The 16,597-nt window shown below is 64.6% G+C and carries 13 protein-coding genes and 1 tRNA gene; 10 read left to right on the top strand and 4 right to left on the bottom strand.

The features are described from left to right. Positions 1 to 93: 93 nt before the first annotated feature. Positions 94 to 432 carry an integration host factor subunit alpha gene (locus METLW4_RS0111545; protein WP_018266370.1) on the bottom strand — a complete coding sequence of 113 codons (339 nt, stop codon included), beginning with the start codon at positions 430 to 432 and terminating at the stop codon, positions 94 to 96. A gap of 227 nt (positions 433 to 659) precedes the next feature. Further along, positions 660 to 1,484 (bottom strand): carbon-nitrogen hydrolase family protein, encoded by an 825-nt coding sequence (locus tag METLW4_RS0111540; protein ID WP_018266369.1) that lies wholly within the window; start codon positions 1,482 to 1,484, stop codon positions 660 to 662. Positions 1,485 to 1,646: 162 nt separating this feature from the next. On the opposite strand from METLW4_RS0111540, the gene METLW4_RS0111535 reads away from it, so the two are divergent. The 10 genes from METLW4_RS0111535 to METLW4_RS0111490 all read left to right on the top strand — a co-directional run bounded on the left by METLW4_RS0111535 (position 1,647) and on the right by METLW4_RS0111490 (position 14,407). After that, positions 1,647 to 1,723 (top strand) — tRNA-His (locus tag METLW4_RS0111535). Between the two features lie 208 nt (positions 1,724 to 1,931). After that, a complete protein-coding gene (locus tag METLW4_RS0111530; RefSeq protein WP_018266368.1) occupies positions 1,932 to 2,336 on the top strand; it encodes a DUF2946 family protein in 405 nt (134 codons plus the stop codon). Between the two features lie 163 nt (positions 2,337 to 2,499). Further along, a complete protein-coding gene (locus METLW4_RS0111525) occupies positions 2,500 to 3,000 on the top strand; it encodes an RNA polymerase sigma factor (protein WP_018266367.1) in 501 nt (166 codons plus the stop codon). A gap of 136 nt (positions 3,001 to 3,136) precedes the next feature. Beyond that, complete coding sequence (locus METLW4_RS0111520; protein WP_018266366.1) at positions 3,137 to 4,090, top strand: FecR family protein; 954 nt, start codon at positions 3,137 to 3,139, stop codon at positions 4,088 to 4,090. 119 nt (positions 4,091 to 4,209) lie between these two features. Next, positions 4,210 to 6,888 carry a TonB-dependent siderophore receptor gene (locus METLW4_RS24685; RefSeq protein ID WP_018266365.1) on the top strand — a complete coding sequence of 893 codons (2,679 nt, stop codon included), beginning with the start codon at positions 4,210 to 4,212 and terminating at the stop codon, positions 6,886 to 6,888. Positions 6,889 to 6,975: 87 nt separating this feature from the next. Continuing rightward, positions 6,976 to 8,217 (top strand): PepSY-associated TM helix domain-containing protein, encoded by a 1,242-nt coding sequence (locus METLW4_RS0111510; RefSeq protein WP_018266364.1) that lies wholly within the window; start codon positions 6,976 to 6,978, stop codon positions 8,215 to 8,217. Positions 8,218 to 8,472: 255 nt separating this feature from the next. Then, entirely contained in the window at positions 8,473 to 9,618 is a 1,146-nt protein-coding gene (locus METLW4_RS0111505) for an efflux RND transporter periplasmic adaptor subunit (RefSeq protein WP_245258440.1), read from the top strand. Continuing rightward, the gene (locus tag METLW4_RS0111500) at positions 9,615 to 11,564 is read left to right on the top strand and encodes a MacB family efflux pump subunit (RefSeq protein ID WP_018266362.1); all 1,950 of its coding nucleotides are present in this window, start codon (positions 9,615 to 9,617) and stop codon (positions 11,562 to 11,564) included. Before METLW4_RS0111505 ends, METLW4_RS0111500 begins: the two co-directional genes overlap by 4 nt. A 64-nt stretch (positions 11,565 to 11,628) precedes the next feature. Further along, positions 11,629 to 12,975, top strand: coding sequence for an efflux transporter outer membrane subunit (locus tag METLW4_RS0111495; protein ID WP_018266361.1), 1,347 nt, complete (start codon positions 11,629 to 11,631; stop codon positions 12,973 to 12,975). Positions 12,976 to 13,153: 178 nt separating this feature from the next. Continuing rightward, on the top strand, positions 13,154 to 14,407 hold the full coding sequence (locus METLW4_RS0111490) for a PepSY-associated TM helix domain-containing protein (protein WP_018266360.1): 1,254 nt from the start codon (positions 13,154 to 13,156) through the stop codon (positions 14,405 to 14,407). Positions 14,408 to 14,445: 38 nt separating this feature from the next. On the opposite strand, the gene METLW4_RS24680 is transcribed toward METLW4_RS0111490, so the two are convergent. Continuing rightward, positions 14,446 to 15,867 carry a sensor histidine kinase gene (locus METLW4_RS24680; RefSeq protein WP_018266359.1) on the bottom strand — a complete coding sequence of 474 codons (1,422 nt, stop codon included), beginning with the start codon at positions 15,865 to 15,867 and terminating at the stop codon, positions 14,446 to 14,448. Next, a complete protein-coding gene (locus METLW4_RS0111480; RefSeq protein ID WP_018266358.1) occupies positions 15,864 to 16,541 on the bottom strand; it encodes a response regulator transcription factor in 678 nt (225 codons plus the stop codon). The genes METLW4_RS24680 and METLW4_RS0111480 overlap by 4 nt, the downstream gene beginning before the upstream one ends. Positions 16,542 to 16,597 lie beyond the last annotated feature (56 nt).

Genomic DNA, 16,597 nt, shown 5'->3' with positions numbered 1-16,597 from the left:
AGACGAGAATGGATGCGAGCCTGAAGGCTCGCGGTCCATCGGCATTCTGGACCGCGAGCCTTCAGGCTCGCTTCGATGGTGGGGGAGGGGCGGTCAGTCCGCCTCTTCCAAATGCTCGATCGGCAACCCGTTCACCTGCGCGATGAGCACGGGCGAGGCCTTGAAGGTCAGCACCTTGCGCGAGCAGATCGGCGCCTCCACGCCGGTCTTGGGATTGCGGCCGATCCGTTCGCGCTTGGCGCGGACGTTGAAGCTGCCGAATGAGCGCAGCTTGACCGATTCCCCCCGCACCAGGGCTTCGCTGATCTCCTCGAATGTGGCGTCGAGGATTTGGCGGGCTTCGGCGCGCGACAGCGTTGGACAACAGCTGTACACGGCCTCGCGCAGGGACGCCCGCGTCAAAGTGCGCCCTGGCTCGATTTTCTTCGTCATGCTACGGATACGGGCGCAAGCCTGCCCGCTTCGCGGCTCGTGGTTCGCGAGGCCATTATTTTTGCTCCCCCCTTCTGCCGGCGCCTTTTGGCGGCGCTATCCTGTTTTCTGGATTGTCGGCAGTCTAAACAATAATGTAGCCACACTTTGCCGAATCGCGCAAGAGCGCCTGGGATTTCCCCTGAAGGCTCCGCTGGTTAGATCGTAAACGCAGCGCCGCCGCCCGCTCAGCCGGGCAGGCTGACCCTATGGCTCGCGACGGGAATCATGGCGCGGACCTTACGGATGCGATCGCGGTCGATTCGCGTCGAGACGAGGCCGACGCCCTCCGAAGCGCGGGCGACCACATGGCCCCACGGGTCGGCGATCAGCGAATTGCCATAGCTCGCGCGGGTCTCATGCCCCGCCTTATGCGCGCCGGTCTGATTCGGGGCGCAGAAGTAGGCCTGAATCTCGATCGCCCGGGCGCGGGCCAGCACCTCCCAATGATCCTTGCCGGTGACGAGGGTGAAGGCGGAGGGCAGGGCGACGATATCCGCGCCCTTGTCGGCCAGCGCCTGGAAAAGATAGGGAAAGCGCAGATCGTAGCAAATGGCGCAGCCTATGGTGAGGCCTTCGCAATCATAGGTGACGACCGCATCGCCGGGCTTGAAGGCGGCGCTCTCGCGATATTGCGCGCCGTCCGGGGCGGTGATGTCGAACATGTGAATCTTGCGGTAGCGCGCCACTTCCGCGCCGCTGCGGTCGAAGGCGACCGTGGTGTTGTGGAGGCGCTCCTCGCCGGGGATCTTCTCCAGAATGGAGCCGGCGTGGATGAAGACGCCATATTCGCGGGCGAGAGCGCTGCAGAGCGAATAGGCGGGGCCGCCGGGCAGCTCCTCGGCGGCGGCGGCCTTGTCGGCGCGATTGCCGCCGATGAAGTCGAAAACCTCCGGCAGACAGATCCAGTCCGGCCGCTCCTCGCGAACGGCTTGGTCGATGAGCGCCCGGGCGGTGGCGAGATTGGCGGGTTTGTCGCTGACCGAGTTCATCTGGACCAGGGTGACTTTCATCGCTTCACGTCTCGCGGGCTGGAAGGGGGCGGCGTCGCCGCCATGGGAGGCGGCATTCTAGACCGGCGCGGCGATCGCGAAACGCGGAAATTTTCGCGCCCCTTCCTGCATTTCAGCATTGCATTGGCGCGACGATGCTTCTAGTTTCCGCCCCGCCGACGTGCCGCCATAGCTCAGTTGGTTAGAGCACCAGATTGTGGATCTGGGGGTCCCCCGTTCAAGTCGGGGTGGCGGTACCATCAAATCAGTGATTTGCAGGGTTGAAGCGCCGGTCGCGCTCCCCGGAAGACGAATCGCCGAGCGAGATCCGCCTCTCCGAATCTATCCCCAGTCTGGTCCATCCCCGCGCAGGCGGGGCGCGAAGGCGCATGTGGCATTTGAGCAACAACCAAGGAATTTTATGGCTAAAATGTTGACATCGGATTCGCGCGGGCTTCCGATAACGTCATGGTGGCGCTTCCGCTGAGCATGAGGAGATGGGCGAGCCGATTTGCGGCGGCGGCGCTCGCGTGCCTTCTTCTGTCGGAGGCTCTGAGCTTCGTCATCACCGCGACGAGGCATGCCGCCGTCTCGAACGGCGACGTCGTCGCGGCGGCGGAACTTTGCGACGCCCGGCTCGACGCCAGCGGCAATCCTCCCGCGCATCCCGAGAGCGAGCACGGCTGCGCTCTCTGTATCGTCTGCGCCCGCGATCTGACCTTCGACGCCGTCGGGCTTCTGGCGAGCGTTGTCATCGTCCTGGCGCCTCGGCCGAACGATGCGCCGGCGCGGTTCGACAGCGCCGATCCGGCGCCGTCGCCTCCAGGCTGGACCAGCTCCTGGTCATCGCGGGCGCCTCCCCGTTTTTCCTGACCCATTTAACGCGGTCCCGCGACCGCATCTCCTCGTCCTGGCGTGCGCCGACCAGCCGCGCTCCGACGGTCTCGATGGCTTCGCTCGCCTTTCCGTTGGTCGATCCCGCTCTGTCGGGTGGACGGCGTGAAAGTCCGATCGATCGATCAAAAGCATTGCGAAGATGGCCGACAACGCCCCCCCGTCGCTCCGCGTGGCGCTCGCGCGCCATGGACAAAGCCTGTTGCGATTCTTGACGCGCCGCGTCGGATCGCAGGCCGCGCCCGATCTCGCGCAAGAGGCGCTTCTGCGCGTGCTGCGCCATGGCGAGCATGCGACCATTCTCGAGCCGGCGGCGCTGCTCCAGTCGACCGCCGCCAATCTCGCCAGGGATTTTGCGCGCCGTCGCCGGGCGGAAGAGAAATACCGCGACTATGACCAGACATTGGATGAGTTCGCCTCGTCCGCGCCTGCGCCGGATGCGCGCCTCGAGGCCGAGGAGCTGATGGACCGGCTTCAGGCCGCCGTCGAGAGCTTGCCGTCCCGGTGCCGGCAAGTCTTCATGATGCGCCGGTTCGAGAATCTGCATCAGGAAGAAATCGCGCGCCGGCTGGGCATTTCCCGCAACATGGTCGAAAAGCACATGCGTCTCGCCGTCCGGCGGCTTCAAGAAACCCTGGACTGACTTTTTTTCGCCGGACGCCTCCCGTTTTCGGCGCATCTCGCGTCATATGCTATCGGGGGAGGGGCTTGCTCCGATCGCCGCCCGCCGATGAGAGGCGATCGGCGGCGGAATCATGTGGAGTGGTGGAATTCCGACCATGCGCGATATCGCCCCCGATGCATCGAAGCGCGAGCGCCGCGACGCCGCCGGGGATTGGTGGGTGCGCCTCGACGCCGGCGCGCTGTCGCCGTCGGAATTGGCGGCGTTTCGCGCGTGGCTCACATCCGATCCGGCGAATGAAGCGGCCTTCGAGGAAGTCTGTGATCTTTGGGGCGCCTCCGAGCAGCTGCGTCGACGGCTGCTCCCGCCCATCGCCCATTCGAGCCCGCCCGGCCGCTATCACAAATGGACGCGCCCTGCCGCGGCCCTCGCGACGGCGCTGCTGGCGCTGAGCCTCGTCTTCGACAACCTCTCTCTGCTCTGGCGCGCCGACGTCCGCACCGGAAAAGGCGAGATCACGACCGTCACTCTGCCGGACGGCTCGCGCGCGCATTTGAATGCGGATTCGGCGCTTTCGCTGGATTATGCGGGCGGCCGCAGGCGCATCGCGCTGTTGGCGGGCGAAGCTTGGTTCGAAGTCGAGAAAGACCCGAGCCGCCCCTTCACGGTCGAGACGATCGGCGGAACCATCACCGCGCGCGGGACGGCCTTCGACGTCTCGACCAATAGGGCGCGGACGGAAGTCACCGTCACGGAGCACAGCGTCGAGGTCGAGAGCAAGGGGCGAGCGGTCATCGTCGAGGTTGGACAACAGACCGCCTTCGGCCCGGACCTTCCGGCGCTCGCGCCGTACAGCGCCGATCCCGACGGCGTGACCGCTTGGCGGCGCGGGAAGCTGATCGTCAAGGACCAGTCGCTCGGCGAGGTGATCGATGCGCTGGGGCGCTATCACCATGGCCTCGTCGTCATCGCCGGTCGAACGATCCGCGACCGGCGGGTGAGCGGCGTCTTTCAGGCCGATCACCCGCTCGACGCTCTGAAGACGATCGAGAAATCGCTCGGTCTGCGCGCTGTTCGCCTCACCGATTATCTGATCGTGCTGTATTCGTGACCTGAGAGACGCCGCCGAAAATTTCTCATCGCCACGACCTCCTGTTTTCGTCCCCCCATGCGTCGAATGCGATACGGGCCGAATGACGCCCGAAGCGATCGATAGCGGAGGGGGCCGAAATGTCTCGCAAGATGAGATGGTTGTTCGTAGGCGGGGCGCCGGCTTCGGCCATGACGGCGGTGGGCTTGATTCTCGCCGGCTCCACCTTTGCGCTCGACGCCTCGCCAGCCAGGGCTTACGCGACGCCGCAGACATATGACATTCCCGGCGGTCCCATGACGGACGCGCTGAACCGGCTCGCCGATATGAGCGGCGCGCAGCTCGCCTATGACGCCGCTCTCACCCGCTCCATCAAATCGCGCGGCGTGTCGGGAAAGCGCACGCTCCCCGAGGCTCTCGACGAGCTGCTGGCCGGAACCGGCCTCGGCTATAAATTCGATCCCACGGGCGAATATGTCGCGATCATGCTGGCGCAGGCGGACAATGGCGTGCGCAGCGACGCCGGCGCGGAGCCTCTGCCGCCGATCGACATCGGCGCGGAGCGGCCACGGGCGGACGGGCCCGGCAACGGCAAGCCGGTCCTCACGCCACAAAACAGCTACGTCGTGCGAAACGCCTCCACGGCGACCAAGACCGACACGCCGGTCATGAACACGCCGATCAATGTACAGACGATCACCGAGAAGGCGCTTCAAGATCAGCAGGCGATCACGCTCGGCGAGGCTTTGCGCAACGTCAGCGGCGTCACCGTGCCGGGCGGCGGCGCCGCGAGTTCGTCCGAGCGCGGCGGCTATATTTTCGTGCGCGGCTTCGCGACCACCGACATTTATCGCGATGGCTTTCGAGTCGCCCCCGGCGGCGCTCAGCTCTTCGACGCGGTCAGCTCGCGGCAGCTCGTCAATGTCCAGAGCGTCGAGGTTCTCAAAGGCCCGGCGGCCATCCTCTACGGACGCTCGGAGCCCGGCGGCATCATCAATCTCACCACCAAGGACCCAGAGGACACGCCGCATTATTCGATTGGTCAGCAAATCGGCTCGCTCGCGCTCTACCGGACCACGGCGAGCGCCACAGGCCCTTTGACGCAGGACAAATCGATCCTCTACCGGCTCGATGCGTCCTATGAGAACAATGGCGCGCCTTTCGGCTCATTCGTCGACGACACGCATTCGACGAATTTTTTTATCGCTCCGGTCGTCAAATGGAATTTGGACGAAGCGACTTCGCTGAAGGCCGAATTCGAATATGCCGATGACAAGTCGAGCTTCCACAGCTGGCTCACGCCGCGTTTCAATGGATCGTACATCACGATACCGCGCAATGTGAATTATGCGACGCCAGACTCGGAGCATATGCCCACTGTTCTCGGCTCTTTGACTCTCGCGCACAAATTCGATGAAGACTGGTCGATCAAGGAGCGTGTGGTCTACAATCATAGCTATACGAGCAATGGCGTCTCGGCCGCCCCCTTCACCGCGGTTCCCGGCACGAATGGCGCTCAATTGATCACGGCGAGCGTCGGAGGGGGCTCCGGCGAGATGTCGACGATCTCGACCAATCTCGATGTTGTCGGCCATTTCGATACACTCACAGTCCGACATACGCTGTTGCTCGGCGGCGATTATTATCGGACGAGCAGCACGGCCAATGGCTATTTCTTCCTCCCCGGCGGCTTCACGACGATCAATTCCGCCTTTCCGCTTTTTCCGGGCGTCCCGACGACGTCGATATTCGTGTCGAACCCGCTCCTGCCGTTTCCGATTCCCGTCTCTTTGAGCACGCTCTTTCCACCGACTTCGACAATCGGATTCAATCGGCAAGACACGGCCGGGCTCTACGTCCAAGACCAGTTGGAGCTGCCCTACGGCTTTCACATATTGGCCGGAGCGCGATATCAGAAAATCTATCAGACGAGCTCGTCGGCGGTCAGCACGGGGGTGCTCGCGTCCTATCCCTATCCGCTGCGGCAGAGCGGCTCGCCGCTCGAGGAGGCCAAGGTGACGCCGCGCTTCGGCCTGCTCTGGCGTCCGCAGCAATGGGTGAGCCTCTATGGCAATTACACGGAAGGCTTTGCGCCGAACACCGGGAATGTCTTCCCCGGAACGCTGGCGCCGCCATCGAGCGCCGTGAGCTGGGAGGCCGGCGCCAAATTCGAGTTCTTCGATGGAGCTCTGCGCGCCGCCGCCGATTATTACAGCCTGGTCAAGACGAATATTCCGGTAACCGATACGGATGTGACGCACCGCTGCAATGGCGCAAATTGCGTCCTTTTGAGCGGCGAGGCGCGCAGCCAGGGGCCGGAGCTCGATATACAGGGCACGCTGCTGCCCGGCTGGAACATCATCGTCAATTACACGAACCAAGATGTGCGCGTCACCAAGGGCGCGTCGCGCGGCAACGGCCAGAGCGGTCTGCAGCCCGGTCAACGCTTCCCCAATGTGCCGCGCAATCTCGCGAGCCTGTGGAGCACCTATGAATTTCAGGATGGCGTCCTGCAGGGCCTGAAGCTCGGCGCCGGCTACACCTATCACGGCTCGCAGCCGGTCTATGATCAGACCGGCGGCATTCCCGGCATTATTCCGCTCACCGCGTCCTGGGGAACGGTCGATCTGATGGCCGCCTATCGCTTCGTCGTCGATGGCGTGAAAACAACGGCGCAGATCAACGTCACCAATCTCTTCGACAGAACCTATTACACGGATGCGACCGCCGCCCCGGCGACGGCGGGAATATCGGTCGGCTCGTTCCGAGCTTATGGAGCGCCATTTGCCGTTTCCGGCCAGCTGCGCGTCGAATTCTAGCGCCGTCCGATCGAACGGATTCGTTCGATCGATCAGAATTCACTCTGATGGGAGGATCGCCTTGTTCATCGAAAGGATTTGACGGCCATGATCCGCAATATCTTCGTCGTCCTGCATCGTTGGATCGGCTTGGCGATGGCGGTCTTCCTCGTCATCGTCGGTCTCACCGGCAGCCTGCTCGCCTTTCATCAAGAGCTGGATCATGTCTTCGCCCGCCAATTTTACGTCACGCCGCGGCCCGGCGTTCCGCCGCTCGATCTCGCGACGCTGATGGAGCGCGCTCCGCTCATTTCCCATGCGCGGATCGTCGGCGCGCAATGGAACGGAGTCGATCAAGCCCAGATCAATTACCTGCCCGAGAAAGATCCGGCCACGGACAGGCCCTATGATCTGGGGTTCACCCAATTCTATGTCGACCCCTGGACCGGCGCTGAGCTCGGAAGGCGCACGATCGGCGATTATTCCAAAAGCAGCAATGTCATGCGCTTCATTTACAAGCTGCATGTCGCGCTGCTCGTTTCAGGTCCGGGCACTCTCATTCTCGGCATCGTCGCCGTGCTGTGGACGCTCGACTGCTTCAATGGATTTTATCTCACCCTTCCCGTCTCCCTTTCCGCTTTCTGGCGGAAATGGAAGACGGCGTGGGTCGTCAAGCGCGGCGCCGGCTTTTATCGGCTCAATCTCGATCTGCATCGGGCGAGTGGTCTGTGGCTCTGGCCCATGCTGCTCGTCTTCGCCTGGTCGAGCGTGATGTTCAATCTGCGGCCGGTCTATGATTGGACGATGTCGAAATTCATGGCGCATTCCTCGCTTCTCGAGGAGGCCATGAAGCTGAAGGATTTGCCCCAGCCGGCGGCAAAGCCTGTCCCCGTGATCGGAGCGCGCGCCGCCTTCGAGGCCGCCCGGCGCCTCGCCGCCGAGCAAGCGAGGGCAGGGGGCTTCGAGGCGCCGGAGCCCTCGATGTTCGCCTATATGGACAAGATGGGCGTCTATGTATACGGCGCGCGCGGCGCGGCTCCCCAGGAGGGCTTTCTGGAAGGGCGCCCGACTCTCGTCACGATCGACGGCGACACCGGAGCGCCGGCCGATGTTCCTTTTCTCCGTCTGACGGAGAAGCAGGACATCGTCGATCGCTGGCTCGTCGCGCTGCATGTGGCGAGCGTGTTCGGCCTGCCGTACAAGATCTTCGTCTGCGTTCTCGGCCTCGTCGTCGCCATGCTGTCGGCGACCGGCGTTTACATCTGGTGGAAGAAGAGACGGGCGCGCCGCTTCCACGAGAAGCAGCGAGCCCGCGGCGCCGCGCCGACGGAGCCGACCGCGGCCGAATGACGGCGAATGTCCCTTAAACCGACGATGCGAGATTTTCCCCCGGGCGCCTGTCGTTGAAAAGATCATGTCAGGTTCGATCGATATAAGTCGAACGCGAAGCGAATGTGTCCTCGCGAGACTTCTTTCGATGTCGAGCGAATAGCAGCGGGCGGTTGCGCGTCTCGTCTATGCGCGTCGGTCGATTGGCGGTGAAAGCGGGTCATGGCGGCGTTCTTTTCCTTGCGGGGCTTCGACAAAAAAAATCGATATGCGATTTTGGCCGCGTTCGGCCTCGCGGCCTATCTCGCTGCGCGATTCCTCTTCGCCCCCGCGTCGATCGGCTATGTCACTGAAAAAGCCGCCCGCGTCGATCTCGAGACGAGCGTGCTCGCGACGGGCGCCTTGCAGGCGACGCGTCAGGTCGATGTCGGCACGCGCGTCACCGGGCAGCTGAAGTCGCTGAGGGTCGCCCTGGGCGATCATGTCCACGCGGGCGATCTGCTCGCGATCATCGATCCGGTTCTGCCGGAGAATGATCTGCGTTCCCAGCAGGCCAATCTCGCGCGTCTCGAGGCCGACCGCCGGGCGGCGATCGCGCGCCAGAAAAAATCGAAGCTCGAATTCGATCGGCAGAAGGGCATGATCCGGGGCGACGCGACCTCGCGCCGCGATCTCGAGGCGGCCGAGCAGCAATTGATCGCCGATGAGGAATCGATCGCCTCGCTCGATGCGCAGATCGCGCAGGCCCGCGCGCAGATCGAGATCGCCGCGACCAATCTCGCCTACACGAAGATCACCGCGCCGATCGACGGCGACGTCGTCGCCATTCTGACCCGCGAAGGCCAGACCGTCGTCGCCTCCCAGACCGTGCCGGTCATATTGAAGCTCGCCGATCTCGACGCGATGACCGTCAAGACGCAAATCTCCGAAGGCGATGTGACGCGCGTGCGCGTCGGCCAATCCGTCTCCTTCTCGATCTTGAGCGAGCCGGACAGGAGCTTTTCCGGTGTACTGCGCGCGGTCGAGCCGGCGCCGCAGAGCTATTCTGAGCCGGCTGCGATGGCTTCCGCATCTTCCTCCTCGACCACCGGTCCGGCGAGCGCGGTGTTCTACAATGCGCTGTTCGACGTCGCGAATGTCGACCGTCTGCTGCGCATCGGCATGACGGCGCAAGTCTCGATCCGGCTCGGCGACGCGCGCAATGTTCTGGCCATTCCTGTCGGCGCCTTGCGGGAGAAGATCGCCGACGGCCGCTATCGCGTGCGCGTCATCGACCGCTCTGGCGTCGCGACGCGCAGCATTCGGACCGGGGTCAATAATCACATTCAAGTCGAGGTGATCGACGGTCTCGCCGAGGGCGAGGAGGTCGTCGTCGGCGAGCGTCTCGGCTCGTCGGCGCGCGGAGCAAAGGACGAGCCATGAGCGACGCACCTTTTCTGCGATTGCGCGCCGTCTCCCGCCGCTATCGCGTCGGCGGCCAGGATGTGAATGCGCTCCGCGCCATCGATCTCGACATCGCCTCGGGCGAGATGATCGCGCTCGTCGGCGCCTCCGGCTCCGGCAAATCGACCTTGATGAATATTCTCGGCTGCCTCGATCGACCCAATTCCGGCATCTACAGCGTCGCCGGACGCGACACGTCGAAGCTCGATCCTGATGAGACCGCCGCCTTGCGCTGCGCCTATTTCGGCTTCGTCTTCCAGCGCTATCATTTGCTGTCGCAGCTGACCGCCAGGGACAATGTGGAGATTCCGGCAGTCTACGCCGGCGCGGGCGCCGCCGAACGACATGCCCGCGCCACCGAGCTGCTGACCCGTCTCGGCCTCGGCGAAAGGCTCGATCATCTGCCCAACGAGCTGTCCGGCGGCCAGCAGCAGCGCGTCAGCATCGCGCGCGCGCTGATGAATGGCGGCGCCGTCATTCTCGCGGACGAGCCGACCGGCGCGCTCGACAGCGCGACCGGCGAGGAGATGATGAAAATCTTGCTCGCGCTCAACGCTCAGGGGCATACGCTGATCATCGCGACGCATGATCACCGGGTCGCCGCACATGCGAAGCGAATTATCGAAATGGCGGACGGCGTCATTGTCGGCGATCGCGCCATCGCACATGAGGCCGGGCCGGCGTCGCCGGAGCCCGCGATCTCGACGATCCGTCCCTCGCCATGGATCCGCTACCTCGACGCAGCGCGAATGGCTTTCTTGTCGTTGCGGGCGCATCGGCTGCGCACCGCCTTGACCGCGCTCGGCGTCATCATCGGCGTCTTCGCCGTCGTCATGACCGTCGCCCTCGGCGACAATGCGCAGCGTTTCCTGGAGAAATCCCTCGAAGCGGTGGGCGCGAAGCAATTCGAAATCGAGCCGGGACAGCAATATGGCGACCCCCGCGCCGAACGGCTGCAAACTCTGACCGTTCAGGACCTCGACGCGCTCCGCCGACAATATTACGTCCGCAGCGCCAGTCCGAGACAAACGACATCGTCCTTGTTGCGATATGGCTCGTCGAGCGGGCTCGCGACGATCTGGGGCGTCGGCGAGAGCTATTTCGACGTCAAATCTCTCGCGATCGTCGCAGGGGTGGCCTTCGATGCGGAAGACGTCGCCCGACAGGCGCAAGTCATCGTCATCGACGAGAATGTCCAGCGACAGTTTTTCGGCTCGGAGTCTCCGCTCGGCAAGACGGTCTATATCGGCAATCTGCCATGCATGATCATCGGCGTCGTCGGCCATGTCGAGGGACGGCTTCAGCAAAGCTCGGATAGCAAGCTCAATGTCTGGGTCCCGTTCACGGTCGTCTCGACCAGGCTGACCGGCCGCCAGCATCTCCAGAACATTTTCCTGCGATTGCGCGCCGATCAATCGACGGAGATCGCCGAGCGCAGAATGACCGACCTGCTCTCGGAGCGGCATCGGACAAAGGACTTTGTCGTGTGGAACCTCGACGAGGTGAGCAAGACGACCGAAAATCTCGTCCTGGTCATGTCGCTCGTATTCGCCACGATCGGAGCGATCTCGCTCGTCGTGGGCGGCGTCGGGGTGATGAACATCATGCTGGTGTCGGCGGCGGAACGCGCCAAGGAGATCGGCATACGCATCGCCGTCGGCGCGCGGCGAGCCGACATCCGCGATCAGTTTCTCACCGAAGCGATCGCCGCATGCCTGCTCGGCGCTGCGGGCGGCGTCGCGATCTCTGTGGCCATCGGATTCGTCCTCGCATGGTTGTCGCCGAAGGGATTTGAATTCGCCTTGTCCGGCCGTGCCGTCGCCATCGCCGTCGGTTGCGCGGCGCTGACCGGCGTCGTCGCCGGCTATGCGCCGGCGCGCAAGGCCGCGCGGCTCGATCCCGTGGAGGCGCTCGCCCGTGACTGACGCGAATCTCCTCATTCGCCGCGGCCGAGCAGGACGACGCGTCCTAGGAGTCGCGCTCGCGAGCATGACGCTCTCCGCCTGCGCGGTCGGCCCGGATTACACGCCCGTTCCCGCGCCGGACGCGACGCGATTCACGCGCGAGCCGACCGTCTCGCCCGGCAATGGACAGAGCTTCGCGCAAGGCGCGGAGGCGCCGCCGCAATGGTGGAAGGCTTATCGCTCCGAGGCGCTGGACGCGCTCGTCGAGGAGGCCCTCGCGAAAAGCCCGACGCTCGAGGCGGCGGAGGCGGCGATACGCGCGGCGGATGCGACGGTGAGCGCGCAGGAGGGGGCGTTTTTTCCGCAGGTTTCGGGAATGTCGAGTTCGACCCGGTCGAGAGCCGCCGGCGGCGCGCCGACCAATCTGTTCACCAAGCAATTGAACGCCTCCTTCACGTCGGATATTTGGGGCGCCAATGCGAGGGCCGTCGAATCGCTCGCGGCGCAAGCCGAGCGTGCGCGCCTGCAATTGGCGGCGGCCCGACTGACGCTCGCCCATGACGTCGTCGTCGCGGCGATCGAGGAGGCCTCGCTGCGCAGCCAGATCGCCACGACTCAGAAGCTGGTGGCGATCCAGCAGGAAAATCTCTCGCTGCTCACCTTGCAGCATTCTCTCGGCGCCGCCTCCGGGCTCGATCTCGCGTCTCAGGAGGCCGCGCTGGCGCAGACGCGCCAGTCGCTCCCCGGACTCGAGGGGCGGCTCGCCGCGCAGCGCAATCGCCTGACCGCGCTCGTCGGCCGCTATCCGTCACAGGAGATCGACGAGACCTTCGCGCTCTCCGAATTGGCGCTTCCCAAGGAGCTTCCGCTGCGTCTGCCGGCGCAGGTCGTCGAAAAACGGCCAGACATATTGCAGGCGGCGACGGATGTGCATGGAGCGAGCGCGGATGTCGGCGTGGCGCTCGCCGCCCGCCTCCCCAATGTGACGCTCACCGCCGACACAGGAGCCAGCGCGCTGAAGCTCGCGCAATTATTCGCGCCGGGAACGGGCTTCTATACGCTCGCGGGAACGGTCTCGCAGCCGATTTTTCAGGGAATGACGCTGCTGAACCGCCAGCGCGCCGCCGAGGCGCGGCTCGAGGAGGCGAAAGCGCGCTATCGCGAGACGATGATCGGCGCGTTCCAGAATGTCGCCGACAGCCTGCGGGCGCTTCAAGCCGACGCGCGCTCGGTGCGCGACGCGCGCCTCGCAGAAGCCGCCGCGCGGCGCTTCCTCGACCAGACGCGCGCGCAACGCAAATATGGCGGCGTCTCGCAGCTCGCCGTCTTGACCGCGCAACAGTCTTATCTCAACGCCTCTATGGCCCGCGTCCGCGCCGAGGCGAGCCGCCTCTCCGACGTCGCGGCGCTGTTCACGGCGACCGGCGGATAAGCGCCGCCGAAGCGGTCTCCATATTCGCGTCCGAAGGAGCCCCTTTCGAGCGCGGAGTCTCCACAGTTCCGCCTTCGCTCGTTGCGACGGAGCGAAATGCGTATGTCGACAGGACCATGTCAGCCTCGCGGCGCTAGCCTCCCTCGAGCGATTGCTTCATCTATTTCTCGGTGCGGCCATGATCCGAAACATCCTCGTCTTCCTCCACCGCTGGATCGGTCTGTCGATGGCGGGGTTCCTCGTCGTCGTCGGCCTCACCGGCAGCCTGCTCGCCTTCGACAAGGAGCTCGAGCGGGTTTTCGCGGCCAAGCTCTACGCCGCGCCGCGGCCGGGCGTTCCGCCGCTCGATCTCGCGACGCTGATGGAGCGCGCGCCGGCCATTCCCAATGCGCGCGTCGCCGGCGCGACATGGAATGGCGTCGATCAGGCGGGGATCAACTATCAGCCCGAGATCGATCCCGCGACCAAAAAGCCCTATGAGCTCGGCTTCAACCAATTCTTCGTCGATCCCTGGACGGGCGCCGAGCTCGGACGACGGACCCGAGGCGACATTTCCGAAGGCATGATCAATTTCATGCCATTCGTCCTGAAATTGCACGACGCCTTGCTCGTCCGCGGCGCGGGCACGCTGATCCTCGGCATAGTGGCCGTCTTTTGGACGCTCGACTGCTTCAACGGCTTCTATCTCACTCTGCCGGTCTCCCTCACGGGCTTCTGGCGGAAATGGAAGGCCGCCTGGCTCATCAAGCGCGGCGCCGGCGCCTATCGGCTCAATTTCGATCTGCACCGGGCGAGCGGCCTCTGGCTCTGGCCGATCTTGCTCGTCTTCGCCTGGTCGAGCGTGATGTTCAATCTGCGGCCCGTCTATGATTGGACGATGTCGAAGCTGATGGAGCATCACTCCATGCTCGACGATCTGCGCGCGATGATGGAGAAGCCGAGACGCGCGGCGAACGCCGCTCCCACGCTCGAACTGCGCGCCGGGCTCGAGACCGCGCAGCGTCTCGCGGAGGAGCAGGCCAGGAAAAATGGGCGACCCGCGCCGGACCAGCCGACGACCTTCGCCTATATCGACAAGATGGGCGTCTATTTCTACGTCGCGCGGAGCAGCGGCGACGCGCATGACGGCTTTCTCGAAGAAAATCCGACCCTCGTCATTCTCGACGGCGACACTGGCGCGCCGGTGGACCTGCCCTTGCTCGCCGCCGGGACGACGACGCGGGATCTGATCGACCGCTGGCTCGGCGCCTTGCACATGGCGCATGTGTTCGGTCTTCCCTACAAGATCTTCGTCTGCGCGCTCGGCCTCGTCATCGCCATGCTGTCCGCCACCGGCGTCTATATCTGGTGGAAGAAACGCAAGGCGCGGCGCTTCCGCAAGACGCAGGCGGTCTCCCTCGGAAAACCGCTAGAAGCGGCCGTCATCGACTGATGCGCGCGAGATCGCTCTTTCCTTCGGCGAGCCGAAATCTATAGCGGAGCCTGTGGTCGACAGGCGGCGGTCGGCGGCTCCAGTCTCGTCAGCCGCACTTCGAAGGTCGCGCCGCCTCCGAGCGTTTCCTTCATCGTGACGGAGCCGCCGTGAAGCTGCGCGAGCTCGCGGACGATCGCCAGCCCGAGCCCCGTTCCCGGCGTCGCTTCGCTCTTGCGCCAGAACGCTTCGAAGACGGCCTCGCGGTCGGCCTTTTCGACGCCTGCGCCATGATCGACGATCGAGATCGAGGCGTCTGCTCCGACGCTCACCAGCACCATTCCGCCGGCCGGCTCGGCGCGCAGCGCATTGTCGACGAGATTGGCGACGATCGTCTCGATGGCGCGCCGGCTGCCTCTCACCAGAACGCGCTCGCGCGGCGCTTCGAACTCGATTTGACGCCCTGCCTTGAGGGCGAGGAGCGTATGATCGGCGACCTGGGCCTGCGCCGCCTCCACGAGATCGACCTCCTGGTTCATCTCCTCGGGCCGTTCGCCGAGACGGCTCGCCACCAGAAGCTGCTCGACGATGTTGCGGATGCGTCGCACGTCTCGCTTGATCTCCACATCGAAGTCCGGCTTGCGCGGCGCGTCGATCCGCGCGTTCAAGACGGCGACCGGCGTGCGCAGCTCATGAGCGGCGTTGGCGATGAAGCGGCGCTGACGCGCGACGCCCGCGTCGACTCTCGCCAGGGCGGCGTTCACCGCGACGACGAGCGGCATGATCTCGACCGGCACAGCCGCCGTCTCCAATCGCTGGTCGAGCGAGTCGAGGTCGATTCGCTCGGCGGAGGCGACGGCGCGTCCGAGCGGCGCCACGCCGTGACGCACGACCAGCAGCGCCATCGCCACCGACCCGACGATCAGAGGCGAAAACAGCAAAAGCGTGGTGTGAGAGAGGAAGCCGTCCAGCGCATTTTTGATGTTGAAGATCAGGTCGCCGGGCCCGTAGACATAGCCATAGACGGCCAGCATGGCGTCGCCCGCCGGCGTCGCCTGCATCTTCATATAGCCTTGTCGATGATCGCCGCCGTCATCGGCGATATGGAATTTCGTCGAATCGATCTGAATACGGTCGACATGGCTCAGATATGCGACGAGCTTAGGATCGGACCCCGCGATCGGCCGGCGCGACGTCGGATCGAAGGCCGCAAATCGAAAGCTCGGCCTTTCGCGCGCGTAGTCGCGCAAGTCGGCGCTCGGCTCGATGCGGCGCTCGCCGTCTGCGGATCGAACGATCGATTGCGCGAGCAGGCTGCGCGCATGATATTCCGAATAGGCGTCGAGCTCCGAGGCCGCGCTGTGGGTCGATCCGAGCTGATTGTAGAACAGCGCTCCGAGAAATGTCGCGAGCAGCAACGCCAGCTCCACGACGATCAGCGAGGCGATCAGCCGACGCGTGATGGACGGATGGCCCTTCACGGCTGCGTCTCGGTGAGGATATATCCGATGCCGCGGGCCGGGTAGATGCTCGTTCCCGCCTTCGCGTCGCCGAGGCGCTTGCGCAAGCGCGACACCAGCACATCGAGCGAGTTCGGCAGCGTATCCTCGTCGAGGCCATAGACCTCGCCCATGAGCACGCTGCGCGAGACGACGCGGCCGACGCGGCGAATGAGCGCCTCGAGCAGAGCGAGCTCACGTCCATGCAGCACCAAGGCGCGGCCGCCGACGCTGGCGTTGCGGGTGGCGAGATCGAAGGACAGCGCGCCGACGGCGATGGGAGGAGAGATCTCGCAACCGGGACGCCTGAGGCTCGCGCGTATGCGCGCCAGCAGCTCCTCGGTGTCGAAGGGCTTGATCAGATAGTCATCGGCGCCGCTATCGAGCCCCTCGACCCTGTCGCTGGCCCCGTCGAGCGCAGTGACGACGAGAACGCGTATGCCCGGTCGCGTCCTTCTCAGCTGGGGCACGATCGACAAGCCGTCGCCGTCCGGCAGGCGCCGATCCAGCAAGACGAGATCGTAAGGAAATTGTCGCACGGATTCGACGGCGTCGTCGAGCGAGCCGACGCGATCGACGACCAATCCCGCGCCGCGCATCTGATCGACGAGCAATTGCGCGAGATCGGCCTCGTCCTCGACGAGCAAGATGGTCATGTCGCCAAACCCCGCTAGAGAGAATTCATGGCTCCGATCCTCCTCGCGGCGAGCTC

The organism is Methylosinus sp. LW4 (assembly GCF_000379125.1).
In the GTDB taxonomy this organism is placed as follows: Bacteria; Pseudomonadota; Alphaproteobacteria; order Rhizobiales; family Beijerinckiaceae; genus Methylosinus.
The sequence above is the reverse complement of the archived record's forward strand: the minus strand, read 5'-3'. Positions and strand labels throughout refer to the sequence as shown.